The 21,294-nt window shown below is 48.2% G+C and carries 16 protein-coding genes; 4 read left to right on the top strand and 12 right to left on the bottom strand.

Going from position 1 to position 21,294, the window contains the following annotated elements; all coding sequences use genetic code 11:
- Nucleotides 1-4: 4 nt before the first annotated feature.
- The 6 genes from EYO21_01185 to EYO21_01160 form a co-directional block, all read right to left on the bottom strand.
- Nucleotides 5-2,503 carry a TonB-dependent receptor gene (locus EYO21_01185; GenBank protein ID HIB02428.1) on the bottom strand — a complete coding sequence of 833 codons (2,499 nt, stop codon included), beginning with the start codon at nucleotides 2,501-2,503 and terminating at the stop codon, nucleotides 5-7.
- Between the two features lie 118 nt (nucleotides 2,504-2,621).
- Nucleotides 2,622-3,170 (bottom strand): hypothetical protein, encoded by a 549-nt coding sequence (locus EYO21_01180; protein HIB02427.1) that lies wholly within the window; start codon nucleotides 3,168-3,170, stop codon nucleotides 2,622-2,624.
- On the bottom strand, nucleotides 3,167-3,586 hold the full coding sequence (locus EYO21_01175; GenBank protein HIB02426.1) for a hypothetical protein: 420 nt from the start codon (nucleotides 3,584-3,586) through the stop codon (nucleotides 3,167-3,169). The genes EYO21_01180 and EYO21_01175 overlap by 4 nt, the downstream gene beginning before the upstream one ends.
- The gene (locus tag EYO21_01170) at nucleotides 3,586-4,110 is read right to left on the bottom strand and encodes a sigma-70 family RNA polymerase sigma factor (protein ID HIB02425.1); all 525 of its coding nucleotides are present in this window, start codon (nucleotides 4,108-4,110) and stop codon (nucleotides 3,586-3,588) included. The genes EYO21_01175 and EYO21_01170 overlap by 1 nt, the downstream gene beginning before the upstream one ends.
- A gap of 164 nt (nucleotides 4,111-4,274) precedes the next feature.
- Nucleotides 4,275-6,389, bottom strand: coding sequence for a xanthine dehydrogenase family protein molybdopterin-binding subunit (locus tag EYO21_01165; GenBank protein ID HIB02424.1), 2,115 nt, complete (start codon nucleotides 6,387-6,389; stop codon nucleotides 4,275-4,277).
- Nucleotides 6,386-6,847, bottom strand: a complete 462-nt coding sequence (locus EYO21_01160) for a (2Fe-2S)-binding protein (GenBank protein ID HIB02423.1) — start codon at nucleotides 6,845-6,847, stop codon at nucleotides 6,386-6,388. Before EYO21_01160 ends, EYO21_01165 begins: the two co-directional genes overlap by 4 nt.
- A 103-nt stretch (nucleotides 6,848-6,950) precedes the next feature.
- Between EYO21_01160 and EYO21_01155 the strand changes: the two genes are divergently transcribed.
- The 3 genes from EYO21_01155 (at nucleotide 6,951) to EYO21_01145 (ending at nucleotide 12,413) form a co-directional block, all read left to right on the top strand.
- Nucleotides 6,951-8,969, top strand: coding sequence for an ATP-dependent helicase (locus EYO21_01155; GenBank protein HIB02422.1), 2,019 nt, complete (start codon nucleotides 6,951-6,953; stop codon nucleotides 8,967-8,969).
- On the top strand, nucleotides 8,970-9,902 hold the full coding sequence (locus tag EYO21_01150) for a PD-(D/E)XK nuclease family protein (protein ID HIB02421.1): 933 nt from the start codon (nucleotides 8,970-8,972) through the stop codon (nucleotides 9,900-9,902).
- A gap of 150 nt (nucleotides 9,903-10,052) precedes the next feature.
- A complete protein-coding gene (locus EYO21_01145; GenBank protein HIB02420.1) occupies nucleotides 10,053-12,413 on the top strand; it encodes a DUF5117 domain-containing protein in 2,361 nt (786 codons plus the stop codon).
- 12 nt (nucleotides 12,414-12,425) lie between these two features.
- On the opposite strand, the gene EYO21_01140 is transcribed toward EYO21_01145, so the two are convergent.
- From EYO21_01140 to EYO21_01120, 5 genes are read right to left on the bottom strand one after another with little or no spacing between them, the layout of a single operon-like run.
- A complete protein-coding gene (locus EYO21_01140) occupies nucleotides 12,426-13,913 on the bottom strand; it encodes a carboxypeptidase (GenBank protein HIB02419.1) in 1,488 nt (495 codons plus the stop codon).
- Nucleotides 13,914-13,917: 4 nt separating this feature from the next.
- The gene (locus EYO21_01135; protein ID HIB02418.1) at nucleotides 13,918-14,865 is read right to left on the bottom strand and encodes a xylose isomerase; all 948 of its coding nucleotides are present in this window, start codon (nucleotides 14,863-14,865) and stop codon (nucleotides 13,918-13,920) included.
- A 14-nt stretch (nucleotides 14,866-14,879) separates the two neighbouring features.
- The gene (locus tag EYO21_01130; protein HIB02417.1) at nucleotides 14,880-16,217 is read right to left on the bottom strand and encodes a Gfo/Idh/MocA family oxidoreductase; all 1,338 of its coding nucleotides are present in this window, start codon (nucleotides 16,215-16,217) and stop codon (nucleotides 14,880-14,882) included.
- Between the two features lie 3 nt (nucleotides 16,218-16,220).
- Nucleotides 16,221-17,165, bottom strand: a complete 945-nt coding sequence (locus EYO21_01125) for a formylglycine-generating enzyme family protein (protein HIB02416.1) — start codon at nucleotides 17,163-17,165, stop codon at nucleotides 16,221-16,223.
- 21 nt (nucleotides 17,166-17,186) lie between these two features.
- A complete protein-coding gene (locus EYO21_01120) occupies nucleotides 17,187-18,293 on the bottom strand; it encodes a DNA recombination protein RmuC (GenBank protein ID HIB02415.1) in 1,107 nt (368 codons plus the stop codon).
- Nucleotides 18,294-18,452: 159 nt separating this feature from the next.
- Between EYO21_01120 and EYO21_01115 the strand changes: the two genes are divergently transcribed.
- On the top strand, nucleotides 18,453-19,943 hold the full coding sequence (locus EYO21_01115; GenBank protein ID HIB02414.1) for a DUF92 domain-containing protein: 1,491 nt from the start codon (nucleotides 18,453-18,455) through the stop codon (nucleotides 19,941-19,943).
- Here EYO21_01115 and EYO21_01110 read toward each other — a convergent pair.
- Complete coding sequence (locus tag EYO21_01110) at nucleotides 19,924-21,288, bottom strand: DUF4340 domain-containing protein (protein HIB02413.1); 1,365 nt, start codon at nucleotides 21,286-21,288, stop codon at nucleotides 19,924-19,926. The two genes, EYO21_01115 and EYO21_01110, sit on opposite strands and share 20 nt — an antisense overlap.
- Nucleotides 21,289-21,294: the final 6 nt, after the last annotated feature.

The raw sequence follows: 21,294 nt of genomic DNA, 5'->3' as shown, positions 1-21,294 counted from the left end.
TCACCTATTTCATCGTCACTTTGAAAAAGAGCGTGGGCATAAAGCTGAGCAGCAAAACATCCGAGACGGTCACTGGCACGGTTTCGAGGTCGAATTCACGGTAACTCACGTTCTGGTTGTTATAAATATTGAATAGGGAGATTCCAAGATCCCAATTGAAATTCGGCGTCTCCAGATTCCTGTAGGCAGACAAATCGAGACGGTGATAATCAGGCAGGCGATAGCCATTCTTGTCACTCACATGATAATAGCTGAATTCGTCGCCATTCAGCAATGGAATATAGTATCGGCTCTCCGGCGACGTGTACGGAAGCCCTGAAGCATAAATGGTGGTTGCGGATAAATTCCATGCTCCCCTTTTATAAGTGACAATGAGCTTCAGTTCGTGGAGCTTATCGTGATCGGCCGGATAGGTTTCGTCATTCAGTGAGGGGAAATTGTAGAACACCTCAGCCAATGTGTAGCTGATCCATCCGTTGATAACACCCGCTTTTTTTTGAGCAAGCAACTCAACCCCTTGCGCTGCACCATCTCCAAAGAAAAAGAAATTGCCGTAGTCTGCATTCCGTGTATTTCGGCGAGAGAATTCCACGAGATTGTCCAGCGTCTTGTAGTATCCCTCCATTGAAAAAAGGTACATGGGGCTGTTGTATTGCAAGCCAAGAATGTAATGTTTAGAGAAACCGGGGCGGAAGTTTTCATCGGAGACGAGCCAGAAGTTGCTATTGCCTTGGAGAACATCCTCCACCCGGATGTTGTTCACAAATTGATGGTAGTGCCCCCAGGCTCCTTTCAGACGTATACGATCGCTAAGGTTCCAACCAAAAGAAAGTCTCGGCTCGATGTAGGGTTTGTCCGCATTAAACTCTACCGTATTGAAGGTAAATAGAGCCGACGGGTCAGCAAGATAGGTCGGTATGGCAACACGAATACCACCTGTGATGTCCATAGAACGGATAGGTTGCCATTTATCCTGAAGATAAAAATTCAGCAGGAACGATTCGGAGGTGATATCCGCCACCGTCACAGTATCGTAATAATCGATTTTGTACTGAGTATAAAGATCGGTGAAGCTGGTACCGAATTCTACTATATTTTTCTCTGTAGCGTTCCACGTATTGTCCCATCGAAAGGACATGTCAGCCACCTGATTCAGTTCGGCAAGATTAAACGGTGTCCCCACGCTGGCCTCGATGGAATAGAGGTTCCGGGTATAATCGCTGTTGAACAGCGATGTGGCCATCTGGAGTCCACTGTAAAAGCGGTCGCTCCAGCGGCGGGCCCACCTCATGCTGAGACCTCGATTCCCCCACTGGGTATTGCTGTCATCGGCGCGAGTCGCCGTAAGGGCATTCCCTCCCCCGAAGCCACCTTGTCCCTGTCCAGGTCGGCGGCGAACTCGAATACCCTCTATGCGCGTCTCTTTATCGAGATTGTCATGTCCCACATAAACGGATACATTGAACACATCTTTGTCATTAGGCGTGAATGTGAACTTTGAATTGATGTCATAAAAATTGAAGATGGGAATCACATTCGTCTGGAAAGCAGATGTGCCGTCCTGGTTGAACTGGCGTCGGTTTTGCATATACTGTGGTGTGTCATCGCCAAAAACAAACTTGTACATTTGATTATAGAACGGGCTCTGCAGGTAATCGGTGTAAGAGCGGCGAATGGAAATGAGCCATGTACCTTTCCAGAATGTGGGGGTTTCGTAGAGCATCTGGCCAGACAGCAGATTGGCCCCGAGGCCGAAGCGTTTCCGTTTCTTATCTCCACTCCTCCCGGTCAGTTCGATGACGCTGGAGAGCCGTCCGCCGTATTTGGCCGGAAAGCCCCCCTTCCACAATTGGACATCCTTAATGGCATCCGCGTTGAAGGCGCTGAACATACCAAAGAAGTGATCCACCTGATAGATTGACATTCCGTCAAGAAGAATCATATTCTGATCCGGAGTCCCCCCGCGTATATAGAGTCCTGAGGAACCGTCGCCACTCCCGCTGACCCCTGGAAGGAGCTGGAGAGAACGGAAGATATCCACTTCGCCGAGATTGGGGAGAAAGTTTAACTGCCTCGGGGCTACGGTGATCTTGCTCACTTCATCCGAACTTTTCATGATCTGATACTGATCGGCCACCACCTCAACAGCTTCCAGGTTGAGGGTGGAAATTTCAAGATCTATACGAAGTGGAGGTCGTTTTCCGGTACGATTCTGCACCACAAGATCTTTTGTTGTATATCCCATATAGGAAACGCTCAGGGTGCATTGCCCCGTCGGCACATTGACAATAACGAAGTAACCTTCTTCATTAGTGGTAGCGCCGCGATCCTTCTCTTTCACCACTACATTGGCAAATGGGAGCGCTTCACCGTTTGTAGCATCTACCACATAGCCCACGATGTCATTAACCTGTGTAATTTGCGCAGTGAGTGGGCCTTCCATGATAGAGATAACTAAAAGGATGCCCATTAAGATGAGATGATTCATTCTTGAGTAAATCATGACACTTTGAACGATTATTTCCTTAAATAATTGTCCCGGGCTTTACATCTTGTGAGTTCTGGAACACCGCGTTCCATTCTTTTCGGTAAACCTAAATTTTTGTTAATCGATTACACTCTTACCAGCGGTAAGGCTCGTTCCACCTCTTTTGTCGCTTCATATCTCTCTTCCAGTCGCCGGGTTTTCTAGGCGGCCCCATTTTCCTTCTTTCTTCCAATCCTCGGCGGAGCTCATCCTTGAACCACAGTTCAAAACCGTAGTACCCGGCCCGCTGCTTCGGGGTAAGAAATTCATCCAGGTCTTCAAAAAACTTCTGTTTTTTCTCTATTTTCTGTTGCTCCAGTTTGGACACTTTTTTGGTAATTCTTTCCAGTTCCTTATCGGTAACCTCTTTGTCCTCACCCATCATTTTTCTCATTTCACCAAGTAGTTCCCGCTGATCCGTACTAAGTTTTCTAAGCTCTTTCTCTAGAGCACTGTACCTCGGAAAAAATTTACTGGCCTGTTCTTCAGTCAGTGCCAGCCTTTCCGTAAGCTGCCACATTTTCATCATTTCCAGCCGACTGCCGCGGTGACGATCCTGAAGCGGTGTCAAGGGACTTCCAGGCCGGGGTTGGGCCGTCAGAAAACAACTGAGAGCTATAAATGCTATTATGGTTCTTTTCATGACCGTTCCTCCAGAGATATCTTTTCACCTGTTTCCAGGTAATCATATAATGAAAGGTCTTCAATAATTGACCAACCCGTACTTATTAATTCTGTACCACCAATGAGATAATCCATAGATGCCATAATGAATTCTTCATCATCAAAAACGGTGATAGAGTCCGGCTGACCGCTCAGATCAATAATTATCTCCGACATATCAGCATTGGCAAGGGTTGGATCGGCAGTCGGACTGGTGATGTAAAGTCCCACCCCTATAGCCAGTGCCACTACCAAACCGGAAATAGAATTCACAATGTTCTGTCGCCTGCGACCCCGTCGAATCATCTCGCCTTTCAGCTCAGCCAGGAAAGATTCGGTATCACCCGGTTCTTTTGAATGGCTTTTCAGGGAGTTGAGCCGCTTTTCAACGGACATTACTCGGTTTCTCCTAATGTTGACTTAAGTCGCTCAATGGCGTGGTGATAATTTACTTTGGCACTGTTTTCAGTCATGTTCAAAATGCCAGCCACCTCTTTGAAGGGAAGTTCCTGAAATATTCTCAATGTTAATACCATTTTTTGTTTCTGTGGCAAGCTGTTAATAGCATCCCACATCTCCGGGTCCAATTCACGTGGCTCCTTAGGATCATCAGCTGCCATAGCTTCCGGGTCGTGGCCAAATGAGAGAAACTGCCTCGTTTTTTCCTTTCTGTGGTGAGTGTTGGCCACATTAACAGCGATTCGGTAAAGCCATGTTGAAAACTGTGATTTGGCCTTGAATTTCCTGAGACTGTGGTAGGCGCGAATAAACGTCTCCTGGCAAAGGTCATCGGCGTCCATGCTGTTGCCGGCAAGGCGGACGAGTAAGTTGAGTGTTGTGGGGTAATGTTTTTTAACCAGCTCATCAAATGCTTGTTCTTCTCCATTTTGAAACCGTATTACAAGGTCGCCGTCCTTCATTTATCATTTGCTCATTTGACGGAGCAATTAGGTAAAAGGTTAAAAAGGAATTTCACCCATTTCCAATGGATAGTAAGAACAGTTATAATTAGGATCAGGTTTACAATAAAGAAAAAAGGACTGCCTAAAGCCACCTCTTCTGAGGAAAAAGAGGTTTTTCCGGACTACATAGTCCTCATCCCGTTAAGGGAAACTGGCAGACTCCGTATCCTTTGTCCAGTGAGAGCAAAGATTGCATTTGTAACAGCGGGAGCTGAAGGTGGTACGGCCGGTTCACCTGCCCCACCTGGCTCTTCATTGCTGTCTACCAGGTGAACATCTACCTTAGGCATTTCATGAATACCAAGGAGAGGATAGTTGTCAAAATTACTCTGGGTCACCTTCCCCTTTTTGATGGTGATTTCGCCATAGAGAGCGGCCGAGAGTCCATACACCACAGATCCGACAGTTTGTGATTCCACGATACCTGGATGGATCACCTGACCACAATCAAGAGCACAGGTGACACGGTGAATTTTCACTTGACTCTTTTCAATAGAGATTTCTGCAACCTGTGCACAGGCGCTCCCCTTATCTTCCACCACCGCTATGCCCCTTGCGAAGCCTTCGGGAAGTTTCCCGCCCCAGCCGGATTTTTCAGCGGCCAGTTCCAGAACATTTCGGAGTCTTGGCTGGTTTTTCAGCAGTTTTCTTCTGTATTCAAACGGATCTTTTCCGGCGGCAAAGGCGACTTCATCGATAAAACTTTCCGTAATAAATGTATTCTGTGAAGGACCTACCGAGCGCCAGTGACCGACGGGAACGGGTATATCGGATCTGCAATAGTCCACAAAGATATTGGAGATATCGTAGGGCAGGTTGGATGCACCGTTAACAGAAGAACGATCCAAGCTGTTGGGGCCTCCCCTTCTGCCGATGGGTGGTGCCACCACACGGTGATTCCAAGCTACAGGTTTTCCCGCTTTATCGAGTCCTGCTTCTAAAATATTGTAAGTGGCAGGCCGGTAGTAATCGTGCTGCATATCCTCTTCTCTTGTCCAGACGACCTGCACAGGAGCGTCGACCTTCATGGCTGTTTCAACGGCATCCTGGATAAAATCTGTTCTGCTTCTCCGGCCAAAGCCGCACCCCAACTGGGTCACGTGAACTGTGACCTGATCATTGGAAAAACCTGTGAGCTGGGCGGCCGTCCGCTGGGATCCCTGGGGATTCTGTGTGGGTGCCCACAGTTCACAACGACCCTGCTTTACATGGGCCGTGCAGTTCATGGGCTCCATAGTGGCGTGAGCCAGATAGGGTACCTCATAGACCGCTTCCAGATGACTGTCAACTTTCTTCATGGCCTTTTCTGTATTCCCGTCATTTCGGGCTACTACACCCCTTTTTTTGGCCAAGTCCCGGAAGCTTTTTGAAATGTCCTTTGTATCCATGGAAAAATTACCATTGTCCCATTTGATCTGGAGTGCCCTGGCACCCTTGAAGGCGGCCCATGTACTTTTGGCCACCACCGCCACACCCAGAGAGACTTGAAACACTTTCTTTACACCGGCGACTTTTATTGCTTCCCGATCATCAAAACTCTTTACGGAAGCGCCGAAAACCGGCGGATGAACGACGGTTGCATAAAGCATGTCTGGGAGCCGCACATCCAGTCCAAAAACAGTTTTCCCGCTCACCTTGTCCGGTGTATCTATCTGAGGTATGGATTTGCCGATGTACTTAAACTGGGAAGGGTCTTTCAGCTGTGGTTTCTTAGGAACCTTTAGCCCTGATGCATCGGCTGTCAGTTTACCGTAGGTCAGAGATCTATTTGATGCATCGTGATAAACGGAGCTGTTATCTGTCCGGCAGGATGCGGGGTCAACCCCCCATCGCTTTGCGGCGGCGGAGACAAGCATCTCCCGGACGGTGGCCCCTGTCTCCCGAAGTCGTATCCAGGCACCGCCTCTTACACTTCTGCTCCCAACAGTCATCATACCACCATATTTGTCAGGATGGGCATCGGCTTGAACTACTTCTACATTTTGCCAGTCCGCATCCAGTTCGTCGGCCACAATCATGGGCAAGGCTGTCTTGACTCCCTGGCCCATCTCTGACTTCGCCAAAGTAATGGTAACCTTATTATCCGGTGAAATTTTGATCCAGACGTTAGGTTCAAAACTGTCTACGGCTGCAGATTTGAAACGGGGTTTGCCAGGAAGGTAAACACCCATCATCAGCCCGGCACCGGCCGAAGAGGTCACTTTCAAAAAATCTCTTCTGGAAACTGAGGTGCTCATCTTATCTCACCTGCTGCCCTGTGGATAGCCTTCCGGATGCGCTGGTATGTTCCGCAGCGGCAAAGATTCATTTTCATTCCCACATCAATATCCTGATCGGAAGGATTGGGATTGCGTTCCAGTAAGGCGGCGGCGGCCATGACCTGTCCAGATTGACAATAGCCGCACTGGGGAACCTCTTCCGCAATCCACGCTTCCTGAATGAAATGAGTGACGTCAGGCGAAAGGCCTTCGATGGTGGTGATATCGTTTCCTTCGGCGTAATCGACAGTGGTCATGCATGAACGGGTGGACTCGCCATTCAAATGAACTGTACACGAACCGCACAGGCCCCGTCCACATCCAAACTTCGTTCCGGTCAGACCAAGCTCATCGCGAAGAACCCAGAGCAAGGGAGTATCTTCATCCACCGACACCTTCCGGTCCCGACCATTTATATTTAAAGTATACCGAGGCAAGAGTATATCCTCTGGCGGGAAATTATATCTCAACCGGTTGAATATCAATCTGAAAATTCATTATTGACATTCCTTCTACGGGGCTGTGTCTGTAACTTTTGCCGTGAGTAACCATCCAACCTCCCAGCAGCGTCAGGCCATAGAACACTCTCCTTCTCCTCTCATGATCATGGCCGGTGCAGGTACCGGTAAGACCTTTACACTGGTGAAGCGCATGGTGCATCTCATCGAGAATGAAAATATCGATCCATTCCATATTCTAATGATTACTTACACGGAACGGGCGGCGCGGGAACTGAAGGAGAAGGTGGTTTCTGAAGTTGGGCAGCCAGCTGAAAAGATGACAGTGGGAACCTTCCACAGTGTCTGCTACCAGACCGTTAAAGAATTCGGTAATGTTTCTCCAGCGCCTCGCTTGCTAGACGAGAGTGAAGCGATCTACATACTTTTAGATACATTTGACGATCTGGGCCCATTCGAGTCGACGGAATTTGCCCTGGAGCCTGAAAAAGCGGTGGTGAAAAGCTTCCTCCCGTTTTTCAGCCGGTGCCGGGACGAACTGCTGGACCCGGCAGCCATGCCAAATCCTCAAAATGAAACTGACACCGAGATAATGGCACAGATCAATGACCTGAGGCGAGTCTATGGCCACTACCAGGCGGTGAAGAGGAATCTAAATGCTGTGGATTACGGCGATATGATTCTCCAGGCACATGATCTGTTGATATCTGATGAGAAAGCCCTGAAAGCGTGCAGGGACCGCTTCCACCACATTATTGTGGACGAGTTCCAAGACAACAACTTTGCCCTGAACGAAATCGTTGGTCTCTTGGCCCAGAACAGACAGAGCGTCACCGTGGTAGGCGATGATGATCAGGTAATCTACAGCTTCCGCGGAGCATCCGCTTACAACATTAAAGCATTTGAAAAGAGTTACGGCTCCCACAAAGATTTCCTCGCCACGCCGTTAGAAACGAATTTCCGCTCCCACCAGCAAATCCTTGATCTTGCCAATGATATCATAAAACATAATGACGACAGACAGGCCAAGTTTCTCGAGTCTGAAGGCGGGCGTAAAGGACCTCGCCCTACACTCATCTGGGCAACCAAAATGGAGCAGCCAACAATCATCATTGAACTAATTTTTGATCTGCTGACAAAGGAATTTTCTTTTGAAGACATTGCTGTCCTTTGCAGAACACGCAATCAGGCCAAATCTCTAGCTGACAGTTTCTTGGGTGCCAACATTCCGACTCAGGCGGATTTTCGTCAATTCTTCGATATTCCTTCAATCAAGACTCTTGTGGCATGGTGCCAGGTGGTTGGTGAAGGCAAGCACAAAGAGACGGCTCTTTACAGGCTCCTTCGTGAAGCGTCCAATGATAAAACTGCTTATGAACTCTTTAGCCGTTTCGATATACGAGACTCGACACCCAGAATTCAGCTTTTGAACTCTCTTAACGGAAGTCTTCCACCTGAAGCAAAAGCACTCTTCAAACAAGTTGAAGAGCTGCAGCAGCTTTCCAAGAAAAAGAACGCCGGCGAGATGCTGTGGGAAATTTGCGAAAGAACGTCACTATTGCGACCTTTGGTTAAACGGCACCATTATGAGGACCAGATAGCTCTCATCAACACTGGGAATCTCTTGAAAAAAGCCCAGGAATTCAGCCGTGACAGAGAAAATGAGCGAGGACTGCACAGTTTCAATCTTTATCTAGAATCCATGATGACGGCCGGCAACTGGCGGGCTCACTTGCCCTCCTCAGAAAACAGTAATGCCGTCACCGTTCAGACCATTCACGGTGTGAAGGGGAGAGAATTCCCAGTTGTCTTTGTCCCATTCAACCGGTCCGGGAGTTTTCCTCTCGCTTTCAGGCGGGAAGCGCTGGTGAGCCGTCCGCCCGATGAGTGGGTCCAGTATGTTAAACACAGCATTCTCTCTGACCGGGATCACCACCTTCAAGAAGAACGCCGCCTTATGTACGTTGCTGTCACCAGAGCACAAGAAAGGCTTTTTCTGCTAGCGCCGTCGAAAGCAACCTCAGTTTTTGTTAAGGAGTTGGACAAATCATTGGTTCATGAAATCGACAGGGAGAATCCGGTGACAGAGGACGGGGTTTAAATGGCGTCAGACCTGAAAAAGAGGTACCAGGACAAGCTCCAGCGAGCAGTTGCTCAGAATGACTACACCAACGCTGAAAAGATGATCAAGGCACTGAACGTTCTCCACAAGCTTCAGGCTGGTGACACCATAGAGTGGGGCGATGAACCGTGGGAAACAGAGTTGCAGAATGAACTCAGTGACAGCTTTGTCCCCTCTCCAGCAGAGACCCTGTCACTCTCCGCAAGTACAGTTGAAACCTACCTGGAGTGCCCCCTGAAATACAGATTTAAACAGATAGACAAAATCCCCGAATCAGCTAGCCGGCCACAGCTCACATTCGGAAACATTATTCACAAGGTGCTGGAGCGCTTTCACGGTTCCGGAGGAGATTTAACCGAAAATCAAATTCTTCAGATTCTTGATGAAGAGTGGAAGAGTGGGGAATTTGCCTACATGCAACGTGAAGAAAAGCTGAAAGAACAGGCGGTGGAGATGCTGAAACGGTATGTCAAAAATACCAAACAGGAACCGCCAGATGTTCTGGATACGGAATTGAAATTTTCCTTCGACCTTGATGGCATCCGTATCGTTGGGATGATTGATCGTATAGACAATTCCTCAAACGGGAATAAGGTGGTCGACTACAAAACCAGCAAGCGATCTACACCGGCCAAGAACTCTGTCCAGCTCGGTATTTACAGCCTCTATCTCCAGCAAACTAAAGATGAAAAGCTGGCGGGCATCCCGGAAACGGCAACACTCTACTTTCTCCGCGATGAGGAACAGCCTGAGCACAGCCACACTTTCACGGAAAAGGAACTCGATGCCACACGGGAAAAGATTACCGATGTAGCCCGGGGCATCCGTGCCGGACGGTTTGAGCCTTGCAGCGGTTACCACTGTGACTGGTGTGATTACAAAAACCTCGCTTGCCCGGCGTGGGAATCATAGCTCACTTTTGTATATTGTTCTTTCAGATTTTCAACAAACAAGGGGTTAATCATGCGTAACAAAAACATCACCTTATTGTTCTTCCTTTCAATTTTTATAGTCTCACTCCATGGTGCTGAATTGCCCTCCATTCAAGAAAAAACGAAAGGGATGAAACCCTATGAAGGTTTCATGGACTTTTACTGGAATGATGCCACCGGTGAGATATTTATGAAGATCGACAAGTTCGATGAGGAACTTCTTTATATTAGATCGCTTTCAGCCGGTATCGGTTCCAACGATATCGGTCTGGACAGAGCACAACTGGGCGGAAGTCATCTGGTAGTGTTTGAGCTGATTGGTCCCAAAGTACTTATGGTGGAACAGAACTACGCCTTCCGGGCTATCTCGAAAGACCAGGCTGAAATAAATGCTGTGAAGGATGCCTTCGCTCGATCCACCCACTGGGGTTTTAAAGTTGAGGCGGAAAGCGGCAAAGCCGTGCTTGTAAACGCCACAAAATTTTTCCTTCGAGATGCCCATAATGTGGCCGGTAGACTGAAACAGTCGCGACAGGGAAGCTACAAAATAGATGAATCCCGCTCTGCTTTTTATCTACCTGGAACAGAGAACTTCCCAAAAAATTCTGAATTCGAGGTGACTCTCACTTTTGTGGGAACACCCGAAGGGCGTTACATCCGAGATGTCTCCCCTACAGCCTCGGCTGTCACGGTCCGGCAACACCATGCATTTGTTGAACTTCCTGAAGTAGGATATGAAACACGGAAGTTTGATCCCCGTGCCGGCATGAATGGTCTGACCTACATGGACTACGCCACACCATTGGATGAGCGCATTGTAAAGAAAGTGATTAGCCGTCACCGACTCAATCGAAAGAATCCCTCCGGTCGGCGCGGTGAACCGGTGGAACCCATTGTTTACTACATCGATCCAGGCATGCCGGAACCTGTCCGCTCTGCCGCTTTCGACGGCGCCAAGTGGTGGAACCAGGCCTTCGATGCGGCGGGGTATAAAGATGGGTTTGTGGTCAAATTGCTTCCTGAAGATGTCAGCCCCATGGATATTCGCTACAACGTCGTAAACTGGGTCCACCGGGCAACGAGAGGATGGTCCTATGGCAGTTCTGTCCGCGATCCCCGGACGGGAGAGATTTTAAAGGGTCACGTAGTATTGGGTTCCCTCAGGCTAAGGCAGGATTACCTCATTGCCGAGGGTCTCATGGCACCCTACGAAGATGGGACAAAAGTCCCCAATGACATAAGAGAATTGGCTCTGGCCCGTCTTCGCCAGCTTGTAGCCCATGAAATTGGTCACACTTTAGGACTTCCTCACAACTACATCTCAAGTACTCAGGACCGAGCTTCAGTCATGGACTATCCGCATCCCATGATGAAAATACGCAGCAACGGCACTCTAGACTGGTCCCGTGCCTACGATACGGATATTGGTGAATGGGATAAGGTGGCTGTGGAGTACGCTTACAGGGATTTTCCTAAAGGAACCAATGAAAACAGCGAACTGGAAAAAGTTTTAAGTAATGCCTGGAATCGAGGCCTCTGGTTCATCACAGATCAGGACGCCCGGCCGCAGGGAAGCGCCCACCCCCAGGCACACCTTTGGGATAACGGTGAAAATGCTGTTGATCAGCTGAACCACCTCATGAAGGTGAGAGGCATCGCCCTGTCCAACTTTGGTGAAGCCAATATTAGAGAGGGAGCACCCTACTCATCTCTGGAAGAGGTATTGGTACCTCTTTACCTACATCACCGCTATCAGCTAGAGGCCGCCTCGAAAGTGGTGGGTGGTCTGGAATTTCGTTACGCTGTCCGCGGAGACGGCCAGCCAGTGGTAAAGATTGTAGATCCAAAAGAACAGCGGAGAGCTCTGGATGCCCTCATGAATACAGTGACACCTAAGGCACTGGCCATTCCGGCAGATGTGCTTAATCTAATCCCCCCCAGAGCTTTCGGTTACCCGCGAACAAGGGAAACATTCAATGTTCACACTGGTGTCGCTTTCGACGCCCTTGCGGCAGCGGAAACAGCGGCCGGGTTAACCATGCGGATGGTCCTTCATCACGAAAGAGCAGCCAGGCTTGTGGAATACCACGCCAGAGATTCGAAAAATCCGGGGCTTGATGAAGTGATTAACACCGTTTTAAAAAACACCTGGTATGCCAACCGTGAAAACGGTCTTGACGGTGAGATCCAGAAAGAAGTAGACATGGTAACCCTGCATTACCTCATGGCGCTGGCCAACCACGGTTCAGCCTCTCACCAGGTAAAGGCCGTGGCTATGATGAAAATTAGTGAATTGAGTGAATGGCTCAATAGTCAGAAGAGGAGAGAACGGGACGAAGGCCTAAAAGCCCATTACGGCTATGCCACCCATCTCATTCAGCAGTTTATTGACGACCCGTCTTCAGTCACTGTGCCAGAGCCGGTGGATCCACCGGCAGGTTCACCCATCGGCATGGGCAGCGATGACTGGTGCGGCTGGAGCGGTAACTAAAGAGAACCCTGCCTAATACTTCGCCGGTATGTCCTTACCCGGGGTCGTTTTCTTGATGAATATCCGAATATCTTCATTTGATGTTTCAAGGTCTTCCCGGCGTAGATACATCATGTGTCCACTACGGTATCCCTTAAAGCTAAGACGAGCCTTCATCCTGCCGCTGGGATCCAGCCTCCACATAGTATACTTAGCATCAAAGTACCGGGTGGCACCGTCATAGTAGCCTGACTGGATCATAGTGTGTAGATAAGGGTTCTGTGCCATAGCTTGCCTCAGATTCTCACCCGTCTTATCGTCATCCCAGTCCCACGGATGGACGGAACCAAACATGTTATACTTCACATCTGTCTCAAATTGCAGGACGTTCTTGTAATAATAGTTGATGGCGGGAGTAAAGGAGTGGAGCCAGGAAGTGAGTTCTGAGTTGAAATCGGGGCTATCCCCGGCATCCGTCTTATCGATCCCCTTATATCGAGAATCGAGCCTTCCCACTGTGTACCCTTCCTCCCTCAACAGTTCTTTCCAAAAAAAGGAGGTAGGAACATCCAGGTTGTATTGGAGAATCACTTTTTCTGAAATTCCGGAATAGCGGGCCATCTTCCTGGCCGCTTCTTCCCTTTCACCTTCTGATACAAAGCCACCTTTTGTAATGACAGCTATCAGTTCGTTGACAGCATAGTTTTCCACTTCAGGAAGAATTTCAGCCAGATCCAGTTGTTGCAAGTCGGGAGGTAATTTCTTGTGGTACCACGCAGCGGCTGTAAAGTAGGGAACCCTGAGTGCAGCACCTATAGGTCCGCTCCTTCCAATGGAGCCGTCAATACCCAGTCCAGTTGGGGAGACCAGTATGACTCCGTTCAAATACATCCACTGGCGGCCCTGCAGCGCCAACGAAAGCCCGGAAACCCTGGTGGTACCGTAGCTCTCCCCAATGAGATACTTGGGTGACTCCCACCTATTGTGTCGTTGGACAAAAGTATTAATCCATTCCGACAGATACTTAATGTCAGAATTCACACCAAAGAATTTCTCTCTTTTCACTTCTTCATCCATAATTCTCGAGTATCCCGTATTCACAGGATTGACGTAGACAATATCTGCAACGTCCAGGATAGAATAGGGGTTCTGCCTTACACCGTATGGCTGAATAGGGTAACCTTCGTCATCAATTTTCAGTATAATGGGCCCTGTATAAGCCAGATGCATCCAGACTGAACCGGAGCCGGGGCCGCCATTAAATGAGATCATGAGGGGCCGTGAGGCTCGATTTTTTACATTGGATCGTTCGTAGTAAGTGAAATGGCAGTAAGCGATAGGTTTACCATTCTCGTCCCAAACGGGCTGTGTACCAGTGGTTGCTTTATAGTTAAAACGATCACCTTTCACTGTGATACTGTGTGAGGAAACAATTGCTGTGTCGGGTGGCAGGGAGCGGTCACTTCCAAAAACAGTCGAAACGGCGATAAGTAATGTTAATGACATCAAACCCTTTTTCATGGTATCATCCTTTCCTATTCTGGTTAGAATTAAAACTGTCCACTTTCCGGTAAGCCTCAATTACATCCATCTCTCCCGCTTTCCCTGGTTTGGAATTACCGTGCTCCATCCCCAAGACACCCTTAAACCCCTTGCTGTGAATGTGACTGAAAACATTGAGGTAATTGATCTCTCCTGTGGTTGGCTCTTTTCGCCCAGGATTATCACCGATCTGGAAATAAGCGATCTCACTCCAAGACTTGTCAAAATTGGGGATGAGATTTCCTTCAGTAATCTGCTGATGGTAAATATCGAACAGGATCTTACATGATGGAGAGTCCACCGCTCGGCAAATCTCATAGGCCTGGGGAATCTCGGTGAGGAACTGGCCCGCATGGTTAGCCCACCAGTTCAGTGGTTCTAGCACCATGACTAGACCGTGAGGCTCAAGTACATCGCTGGCTCTCCGAAGGGCTTCAACCACATTGGCTGTCTGATAAGCCATTTCCAGACCCAAGTCCAGATAGCCGGGGACCACGGTCATCCACTTGGCGTTCACCCGCTTGGCCACTTCCACCGAATCCTTCACATTCTGAACAAACTCATCCTGAAGGGCCTTGTCGCCGTTGGCAAGGTTCGGCTCTCGCCAGTAGATTTTGTGTGCCACGAAAACACCCATGGTCATGCCGAGGCGACTCATCTTCTTGGCAATACTATTCTGATCTGACCGTGACCGATCCTTCATCCCGTTATCTTCCATGGAGCGGAATCCTTGGTCATACATGAACTGGATTTGATCAAGCAAATCATTCCCGGCATTCTCTTTGAACATACCGAAATGTGGAGCGTAGTTAAGATTGAAGGTTTCCCCCTTTTTTTGTACATCGTTGTTCGACTTGGCCAAAGATACGGTGCCGGTAATGGGTAGTACAGCCGTGACTGCCCCTTTTTTTATGAATTCTCTTCGCTTCATCTTTTTTCCTCTTTTCAGATGAATCTGGTTTTCCCGGGAACAGGCACGGGGTAGTTCCCGTTCTCATCGGGCAGGACTGGGGCTGTATCGTTAAAGGAGTGAAGTTCAGGCACCAGCTTGTGATCTGATGCCATCGCCTCCTCCCAAGTAATTAACTGTCCGGAATAGGTAGCCATGCGACCAAGGATAGCAGTCATAGTGCTGTGGGCACCCCTCTCTACATCATTGTACTTGTACTTTCCAGCTTTGATAGCGGCAAAAATCTCATTGTGTTCCTGCTGATATGGGTCAATATCATTTTCACCCTTGTGGTCATATATCTCTCTACCTGCGCTGGAAACCATTCGACCAAAGTTCCCACTATGGACATGAACGTTCCCCTTTGTACCCTGAAATACTTCCTCAACCCTGTTCATACACCCTCTCTGGTGCCGGCACTGGCTGGCGATGACCTGTCCTTCAGGATAAGTAAATTCCACGAAATGGTGGTCGAAGATGTGGCCGTGATCGGGACCCTTCCTTACTTCTCGTCCACCCATTCCCTGAGCAGAAACAGGGGTAGCACCAATGAACCAGTTGGCCACATCGATGTTGTGGATATGCTGTTCTACAATGTGGTCACCACAAACCCAGTTGAAGTAGTACCAGTTCCGCATCTGATATTCCAGTTCGGTCTGCTCAGGTTTCCTAGGTCTCACCCACACTCCACCGCTGTTCCAGTAGACTTGGCCCGAGATAATTTCTCCAATCCTGTTTCTGTCTAACAGTTTTTTCACTTTCCTGTAGTTTCTCTGGTAGTGACGCTGGAGTCCGACAATAACATTCAGTTTTTTTGCGGAAGCCTTTTTCCCTGCCTCAAGAACTTTTTTAATACCCGCCACATCAGTTGCCACAGGCTTTTCCATGAAAATCTGTTTGTTGTTGTCCACAGCATACTCAAAATGCAGCGGCCTGAATCCGGGTGGCGTAGTGAGGATGACCACATCAGCCATATCAATAGCTTTCTTATAGCCGTCGAAACCGATAAAGGTGGTCTCCGGACTCGCTTTCACCTTGTCGGAATCGCCAAATCTTTCAATAAGATTTTTGTAACAGCTTTGGGCCTGGTCTTCAAACACATCGGCCATAGCCACGAGACGAACGTTCTCATCCGCCAGGATGGCCTGGGCAGCCGCACCTGTACCCCGGCCTCCACAACCTACTAAAGCCACTTTAATCTCACCTTCGTGAGAAACCTGTTTCCGTGTTGATGCCGGCAATCGGTTCATAAGAATACCGGCGGCAGCTATTTTGGCTGACTGTTTCATGAATTTTCGTCTATTTATCTGGCTTATTTTGTGATCTTTATTCATTTCTCAATATTCCTTTTTAGGCTTGATCCAATATTTTTCCATTTGATCTCTGAAAGGTACGGATTTTGGTCTTACTATACGAAAACCTATATAAGGAGCATCCGTATGCCACCATAGGCTTTTAGGTGATTGTGGGTCCTGCTTTTTCCACGCCTTTCTTGAAAATCCCCTTGCAGCAGATCGGAGCCTTTCCGGTTGATCTTTGAATGAACCACCCCGAACCACTCGGGGGTAAAGTTCGGTTCCCCGGAGAAAGGTCTTGGTGGATGAATATCCCGCCGGGTTATAGTGATCCAGAACCCATTCCGCCACATTCCCGTGCATATCGAACAGGCCGAAGTTGTTTGGTTTTTTGAGTCCACTCCTGTGGTACTTATTCTCACTGTTTCCTTCGTACCATGCTACATCATCCAGGAAAAGATCATCCATGGTAAATGAATAAACACCTTGCGCCCCTGCTCGGCAAGCATACTCCCATTCGGCTTCCGTCGGGAGACGGTAAAAATAACCTGTTTTGGCTGTGAGCCATTTGCAGAACTGGGAAGCAGCATATTGAGTAATATTAACCACCGGGTAGCCCGGCCTGTTAATATTGACGTAAGGCATGGTAGCACCGGAAATACCATCTATCGCCAAGTCAACATTCCCTTTGGATTGAAGAATATTGTCAATCTCCCGGTAGAGAAAAAGCTCATAGACGTCCCATGAAATTTCCATTTTGCTCATCCATAAGTCATGGACTTCCACGTTTTGGATGGGGCCCTCATCGCTGCCCCTGCCCGGTTCATCCGGTTGGCTGCCCATTTGGTAAGCGCCGCCCTTTATCGGCACCAGGTTAATGGAAAAATCAGAACCGCCAATAGTCTGAGAGTAGGGTCGGAACGAATCAGGTGAAAACTGGGGAGCAGTGAGAAGAAAAAAAATGGTGAGAAGAAAAAAAGATCTCAATAGTGCTCCGGAGAGAATACTTTAAATGTCTTCTTTTCCTTTGGATTCCTCCTCAATAAGGGAACTTCCGTCCTGGCCCAGTTTAAGGTTCTGTATCCTTGTTAATGGCCGCTCCAGCTGGCGAGTCCGAGTGGTAGTCAGATTTTCGAACTCTTTCTTGGCATCATCAATACGGCGACCCATCTTTTCCATGACCTCAACATATTTCCGCCACTGTTTTTCGAATTCGTTTATCAGTGTCAACACTTCACCTACCGCCTTTTCAACGGCAAAACTTTCTACCGCCTGATGAATGAGAGAAAGGACGGCATAGAGAGTGATAGGTGAGCAAAGAATGATCCGATTGCTGAGGGCAAAGTCCAGCAGTTCAGGGTCATTTTTGTGAAGAAAGGAATAGATGGACTCATTTGGGATAAAGACAAGAACGTAGTCCACCGTCCCTGCCTCCGGATCAACATACCCCCTGCTGGCCACATCCTTTACATGCCCTTTCACATCTTTCAAGAACGCCTTCTTTTCATTCTCACGTTCTGATTCACTATCAGCTGAGACGTATCGTTCGTAATGGGCCAAAGGAAATTTGACATCCATGTTCAGTTTTTTGTCTTTGGGAAGATTGAATGTATAATCCGGCCTCTCTCCGGACTCCACAGACTTTTGTGAAACGTAATTCACATTCTCCACAAGGCCCATAAGATCCAGGATGTCCTTTACCATCCGCTCGCCCCATTGCCCTCTCGCCTGTGAACTGGAGAGAACATTCCTAAGATCTTCCGTTGTTGAGCGAAGTTTCCCTGTCTCTTTCTGGCTTTCACCCAGTTGAGTAACCAAAACTGTGGATTGTTTTTTCAACTCCTCCAAAGTTTTTGAGACTGTCTCAAGATTACTATCTATAAGCTTCTTTTTTCCCTCTAATGTCGCCTCACTCTTTTCCAACTGATTTTTCACTGTTTCTGAAGCAAGCACATTGAACTTTTCAAGTGCCTCGAGTGAAAGGGAAGAAAAGGCGTTTTTCATCTCTTCAGCGGACGTTTGCCCGCCTTTGTTCATCTGGGATGTGACCAGCAAAACAACCACACCGCCTGCGAGAAGGCCGAGGATCAAACCGACAAGTAATGTGAAATCCACGCAGCAAAATAAGAACTGATGTGTGATTTGCCGATGGATAATTCATGGGAAGACCACCAAGTCACGAAGGAATTCTATTCTTGAAAAACTGCGTGTCTTGGTGTTAAATCCCCCTTCTCAGTCTCTTTTCTCTTCGAACTTTATCATGTACTTTCATTCATGCTCCCTATCATTTCTCCCTTTCCCAACGAATGGATAACATTTGTCGTTTTCCTCTTGGGGATCTTTGGACTTATCGGCCTGAGCGAATTGGCACGAACTAAACTCAACTGGACACCTGAAGCGAGCAGGAAATTTGTCCACGTTCTGGTAGGAATGATTGTCCTTATGTCTCCTTTCCTTTTCATCAATAACGGACCGCCGGTAGCCCTTGCGATCATATTTATTGCGGTAAACCTGGTGGCTGTCAACTCGGAAAAGTTGGAAGGTATGCACGCCACAAAAAGAAAGTCCTATGGCACCGTCTATTTCCCACTGGCCTATCTCATCCTCTGCCTCTTCTGGTGGGACCGTCAGATTACATTTCAGGTGGCCCTCCTGCTCCTCACCTTTGCTGACACTGCAGCAACTTTTGCAGGAGAATGGGTGCGAAATCCCGAAACGTACCGACCGTGGCGGGATGAGAAGACCATTCAAGGAAACATTACCATGGCCTTGACTTCAGCCCTCTTGACGGGAATCGGAACAATAGTCTTCCGGAACTTAGCAGGGCTGGAGCCGATGCAACTGCAGGAGCTGGTTCCTGTATCGTTACTGGTAGCAGCCTTAGCCACTATTGCGGAAGCGGTCTCAAAAGAGGGGTCGGACAACTTGTCGGTTCCAATCCTTGCTGCTGTGGGATACGACCTCTTTTTTTATAGCCTTCAGCATAACACAATGATGTCCCTGTTGCTCTGGATTCTTTTATCATTTGCCTTGGCACAGGGAGCCTTTAGTCTGCGGGCTCTCAGTCGCGACGGTGCCATGGGTGCTTTCATTCTCGGGATGTTTATCTTTGGGATTGGCGGCTGGAAATTTGTCATACCGCTTGTTTTATTCTTTGTGGTCTCCTCTTTACTTTCAAAGATTGCAAAGAAATCGAAAGAAGAGCGCCGACTATCTTTCGGTAAAGGGTCCCAGCGGGACGTTGTACAGGTCTATGCCAACGGGGGTATCCCGCTTCTGATCACCATCTGGTGGTTCTACGAACCGTCGGACATTCTCTACTTCAGCTATCTGGCCAGTGTGGCAGCGGCAACAGCTGATACCTGGGCTACGGAGATCGGTTTCTTCTCAAGAGCGAAACCAAGAGACAGTGTTACTTTCAGAAAATTAGAGTCGGGTACATCAGGGGGCATTACACTTCTTGGATCTGCTGGAGCACTTTTGGGCGCCGCCGCCATAGCAGCCTCGGCCTGGTTCTTTATCAAAGATTTGGAGGTGATAACTTTTGTGGTGGTGGCCGGTTTTACGGGGAGCCTGTTTGATTCCGTTCTAGGCGCTACCATTCAGGCGTCATACTCATGTAGTGGCTGCAATAAAAGAGTTGATGTGGCCCCACACTGTAACGGAGAGGCTACCCTCATGTCAGGGTCCAGGTTCATCAATAACGACACGGTGAACCTGTTCTGCACCCTGGCTGGGGGAGTTATTATTCTGTTGATAGGTTAGGCTCGGTCTCTCGTATCTCCTCTATCCAGTCTACGATTCTTTCAACTGAAAATAGGCTAACCTTGTAAATACGAGAGCTCGCTCTGGAAACCGCATAACGGTCATTGTCTTCATCTGAGTTACCAATACTGTAACCCGTTGATAAACCTGTGGTGTCTGTCATGACAACTTCCAGAAAGGGGTTTTTAAGACCGTAAACTGACCAATTTTTACTCTTTTCAGAAACCAGTTCCGCCGCCGTAACACCGCTGATGGCTGAGAACAGACGGTTCATGTCCGATTGCTCCAGCTTGATGGTGGTATCACCGGAAACGAACCACCCCAGCGTATCCTGAGGAGCCAGGGTAATCTGGTAGGCGCCAGAGATCCGGATCTCGTTTAGGGCATCTTCATCGTACTTTGCCAGCTTCTTGTCCTGAAAATAAAAGGGATCGCGAGCTATATTGTTCTTGTTTGATTCTCGGATAACAAAAACAGGTGACCTTCCTGATTCATAAGCATAAAAGTCAGTGTCGTCCCCGTCTTCCACCACTTTACCAACGACCAGTTCTTTGGTGGCCATTTCTTCACCGAGACTGAGTGTCAGCTTTGCCTCCGGCTTGTCAAAACCATACTGTGATGGATCGTCAAACTCCTCTGACACAAACTCTTTTGCAGAATAATTCACAAGGGAATTGAGATAGCTGTTGACACGGCTCACCTCTACTGGCAAAGCGGGAGAGGTCATAGTCCACTCCTCACCTGATTTTTCAATGATGATAGTATCCGCTTCAGTTACCAGCTCGATCCTGTTCACCTCATCCTTATCATAGTGTGCTATCTTTTTGTCCCTAAGGTTGAAGAGTGTCTTATCTGCTTGTGTTTTCAGATTGTTGGATGTGATAAAGACACTGTTCGAATCGCGGAAAGCAACGAAAAGGTCGCCACGGGTAGCTGCTTCGTCGCCGATAAGAAGTTCTACTTTATTGCCGTCTATTGATTCTATGATCACTTCCGCATAGGCCGGCTCTAGGCCGAAGTTTTTTAGCTTCTCAGGAGTTGTATCGAACCGGCGCTCAATGTTGGCGTTAGCAAACGCCGAGTAGTTTCCGTTGACGGTCGATTCCTCAACATTAGTTCGAACCGGCTCGGTAATTTCCCAGCCATCGCCTATACGCTCATATTTGATGATTTCACCTTCTTCCTGGATCAAAGTAACTGACTGAATATCTTCACGCTTTATCTTTAAGAGTGACGCCTCGAACTGGTCGTCCTGCTCCCTCTGTTTGCTTCCTTCTATCTCATAAAAGTAAACAAAGGTGCCCAGTACGCCAGCGATACTGGCAAGTATTAGAATTTTTTTCATCTATCT

The organism is Candidatus Neomarinimicrobiota bacterium, from assembly GCA_012964825.1.
In the GTDB taxonomy this organism is placed as follows: Bacteria; Fidelibacterota; Marinisomatia; order Marinisomatales; family S15-B10; genus UBA2125.
The sequence above is the reverse complement of the archived record's forward strand: the minus strand, read 5'-3'. Positions and strand labels throughout refer to the sequence as shown.

Coding starts and splice junctions, on each gene's coding strand:
- EYO21_01180 (HIB02427.1), bottom strand. CDS start 3,170: ATGAAAAGAACCATAATAGCATTTATAGCTCTCAGTTGTTTTCTGACG.
- EYO21_01150 (HIB02421.1), top strand. CDS start 8,970: ATGGCGTCAGACCTGAAAAAGAGGTACCAGGACAAGCTCCAGCGAGCA.
- EYO21_01115 (HIB02414.1), top strand. CDS start 18,453: ATGCTCCCTATCATTTCTCCCTTTCCCAACGAATGGATAACATTTGTC.
- EYO21_01145 (HIB02420.1), top strand. CDS start 10,053: ATGAAACCCTATGAAGGTTTCATGGACTTTTACTGGAATGATGCCACC.
- EYO21_01165 (HIB02424.1), bottom strand. CDS start 6,389: ATGAGCACCTCAGTTTCCAGAAGAGATTTTTTGAAAGTGACCTCTTCG.
- EYO21_01140 (HIB02419.1), bottom strand. CDS start 13,913: ATGAAAAAGGGTTTGATGTCATTAACATTACTTATCGCCGTTTCGACT.
- EYO21_01185 (HIB02428.1), bottom strand. CDS start 2,503: ATGATTTACTCAAGAATGAATCATCTCATCTTAATGGGCATCCTTTTA.
- EYO21_01175 (HIB02426.1), bottom strand. CDS start 3,586: ATGTCCGTTGAAAAGCGGCTCAACTCCCTGAAAAGCCATTCAAAAGAA.
- EYO21_01130 (HIB02417.1), bottom strand. CDS start 16,217: ATGAATAAAGATCACAAAATAAGCCAGATAAATAGACGAAAATTCATG.
- EYO21_01170 (HIB02425.1), bottom strand. CDS start 4,110: ATGAAGGACGGCGACCTTGTAATACGGTTTCAAAATGGAGAAGAACAA.
- EYO21_01135 (HIB02418.1), bottom strand. CDS start 14,865: ATGAAGCGAAGAGAATTCATAAAAAAAGGGGCAGTCACGGCTGTACTA.
- EYO21_01110 (HIB02413.1), bottom strand. CDS start 21,288: ATGAAAAAAATTCTAATACTTGCCAGTATCGCTGGCGTACTGGGCACC.